Here is a 2,916-nt window from a genome sequence, read left to right as displayed (position 1 = left end):
CCCAGGGGCCCGCTGCGGGCGATCCGCCTGGCCGCAACGCCATTGGCCGATCAGGTCGCGGCATACCTGGCGGCCGGGTCGCACACCGCCGACCGGGCTGAGCGTTCGGCAGCGGTTTAAGGGGACTGCAATGGCGTCACTGCGTGAAAAACACTTCTTCTACCGCGGCACGGATGAATACGAAGCCGCCCGCCGCGCAGCGGTGTGGAATAGCCTTCTGCCGGACCGCTTTCCGGCGGTCATCATGCAGGCCTGCGAGACTAACGACGTCGTCGCGGCGGTGCGCCACGCCCGGGCTCACGGCTTTCACATCGGCGTCCGCTCAGGCGGACACAGCTGGAACGCCAGCCATCTGCGTGACGGCGGCATGCTGCTCGACGTCAGTCGCCTCGATCATTGCAGCGTCGACACCGATCGGATGACCGCGCGCGTCGGACCCGGCAAGATCGCCAGCGTCTTTGCGACAGATCTTGACTCGCAAGGCCTGTTCTTTCCCGCGGGCCACTGTGAAGGCATTCGGCTGGGCGGCTATCTGCTGCAGGGTGGCTACGGCTGGAACAGCAAGGTCGTCGGGCCAGCGTGTGAGAGCGTGCTTGGCCTGGAAATCGTCACCGCCGATGGTGAACTGATCTACTGCGATCCGGACAATCACGCCGATCTGTACTGGGCCGCTCGCGGTAGCGGGCCGGGTTTCTTCGGCGTGGTCACCTCATTCACCTTGCGGCTGCACCGGCGCCCGGCTGTGTTGGGCACCTGTTTGTACATGTACCCGATCGAGGTCGCCGACGAGGTGTTCAGCTGGGGACGCACAATCAGCAGCGAAATCGACGACCGAGTCGAAATGCAGATCTTGACCTCCTACGGCGCACCGGAAACTGGGTCCGAGAAGCTCGGCATCACCATCGCCTCGCCGGTCTTCGCTGACTCCGAAGACGAAGCCACCAAAGCGCTTGCGGCCCTGGGCACCTGCCCGGTGATCGACCATGCGACCGTCAGCCTTCCGTATATGCCGACGACGCTGGCCAATTGGTATGCGGCGGTGATGACCAAATACCCTTCAACGCATCGCTACAGCGTTGACAACATGTTCACGTCAGCCTCGGCCGAACAGCTGTTGCCGGGAATCCGCAAGATCATCGAGACGATGCCACCCCACCCGTCGCACTTTGTATTCGCCGGCTGGAAACCGTCCGCGGACCGCACCGACAAGGTCTACGGCCTGGAGGACGAGATCTATCTGGCGCTCTACACCGCCTGGCACGATCCGGCCGACGACGAACGCTATCGCAATTGGGCCCCATCGAATATGGCGGCGATGTCGCACCTGGCGACCGGCATCTCACTCGCCGACGAAAATCTGGCCCGACGTCCGGCGAAGTTCATCACCGATCCGAACATGGCGCGCCTGGATCAGGTACGCGCAAGCTACGACCCGGACGGCATGTTCCACAGCTGGATGGCTCGCGGGTAGTCGGCTGGGTTTACAGCGAGCGCTCGAGCAGCACCTTGCCGTTGTCGGCGGAAACCACTTGCACCGCTGCGATCTGATCGGTCGGCGTCGAGATGCTGCCGGCGGGCGTCGCGGTATGGCCGGGGTCGGCTACCCAGGTCGCCAGCTGGGTGTGGGTGCCGTCGCGGTTCACCACCACCATCGCCAGCTTGTCATGGCGGGCGTACACCGGCGCCAGGCAGACGCACCGCAGGTCGATGACGGTGCCCCAGTTTTGGCTGGACAGCGTCACTGTCGAGGCCAGCGCCTTCGTTCCGACCTGGTCCATCGGCAGGGCCGATGCGCTGCTCGCCTGCGGCGGCGCCGACGTCGGGGAATGGCCCGTGAGGCCGGGAACACCGACGAACACACCGATCGCCAGCACTGCAGCGGCAGCGGCCGAAGATGCCCATGTCATCACGCGCGAGCGGCGCCGCCGCTGGCGCACTGCCGACAGCAACGACGGCAGCAGGTCCGGAGGCGCCTCGGTGACGTGGTCGCCCTCGTTGATCGAGGCCACGGTGTCGCTATCGAGCTTGGACAGCAGGGCCGGCATGCCGCTGAGTTCGGCGACGGCCTGACTGCACGACGGGCACCCGCTTAGGTGCGCCTCGAAGTCGCGCCGGTCGGCCGGTGACAACGACCCCAGCACGTAGGCTGCATCCCACGTCGCGTACTCGTGGCTGTCGCCCGCCGGCAAGTCGCTCTCGCCTGGCGGACCGAAGCCCTGGATCAACCTCATCGTGTGCCCCCATGTGCAGTGGTCATTGAATATGCAGTGGTCATTGAATATTCGGAGCCGATGGCCCCCCGGATGGGGGTATCCACGACCGGCAGGTTGGCATGTCGCATCGTCATCGGGTCACCCCCATCTCTTGCAGAGTGAGTCGCAATGCGCGTACGGCATAGTGTAGACGCGATTTCACGGTGCCTTCAGCGATATCAAGATCGGCAGCGATCTGAGCGGTGCTCCAGCCCCGGTAGTAGGACCGCTCGACAACGGCTCGATGTTCTGGCGACATTTGCGCCATCGCGTCGGCGATCAGCAGCCGGTCGAGTGCAGAGTCGACCTCGTCGGGAACCGACCGCTCGGGTGCGCCCGCCTCGTCCAGCGAAGCAACGACATTGCGGAATTTCGGGCTGCGTCGCTCATCGATGATCATGTTGCGCGCGACGGTGAACAACCATGCACGCGCCGAACGCTCGCTGTCGCTGATGACCTCCGGATGCTGCCAAGCCCGCAACAGCGTCTCCTGGACCACGTCTTCGGCACGACTGGCGTCGCTGGTCAACCGCATCGCATACCGCCACAAAGCCCCGGCGTGCTCGTCATAGAGCGCCTTCATCAAATTGGCTTCAGCGTCAGCTGCGCTGGTCAGTCGACTCACTCGATCACCTCCTGCAAAGTGATACGAGCTGGGCGTCTT

Annotated in this window: 3 protein-coding genes; 1 reads left to right on the top strand and 2 read right to left on the bottom strand. The window is 64.5% G+C overall.

The genetic code is table 11. The annotated features are described in order from the left end of the window. Positions 1 to 130 precede the first annotated feature (130 nt). The gene (locus WBF82_RS13200; protein ID WP_424383463.1) at positions 131 to 1,471 is read left to right on the top strand and encodes an FAD-binding oxidoreductase; all 1,341 of its coding nucleotides are present in this window, start codon (positions 131 to 133) and stop codon (positions 1,469 to 1,471) included. A gap of 10 nt (positions 1,472 to 1,481) precedes the next feature. Here WBF82_RS13200 and WBF82_RS13195 read toward each other — a convergent pair whose 3' ends face one another. After that, entirely contained in the window at positions 1,482 to 2,231 is a 750-nt protein-coding gene (locus tag WBF82_RS13195; RefSeq protein WP_424383462.1) for an anti-sigma factor family protein, read from the bottom strand. 112 nt (positions 2,232 to 2,343) lie between these two features. Continuing rightward, positions 2,344 to 2,877, bottom strand: a complete 534-nt coding sequence (locus WBF82_RS13190) for a sigma-70 family RNA polymerase sigma factor (protein ID WP_424383464.1) — start codon at positions 2,875 to 2,877, stop codon at positions 2,344 to 2,346. Positions 2,878 to 2,916 lie beyond the last annotated feature (39 nt).

The organism is Mycobacterium sp. (assembly GCF_049673265.1).
Classification (GTDB): domain Bacteria; phylum Actinomycetota; class Actinomycetes; order Mycobacteriales; family Mycobacteriaceae; genus Mycobacterium.
The sequence above is the reverse complement of the archived record's forward strand: the minus strand, read 5'-3'. Positions and strand labels throughout refer to the sequence as shown.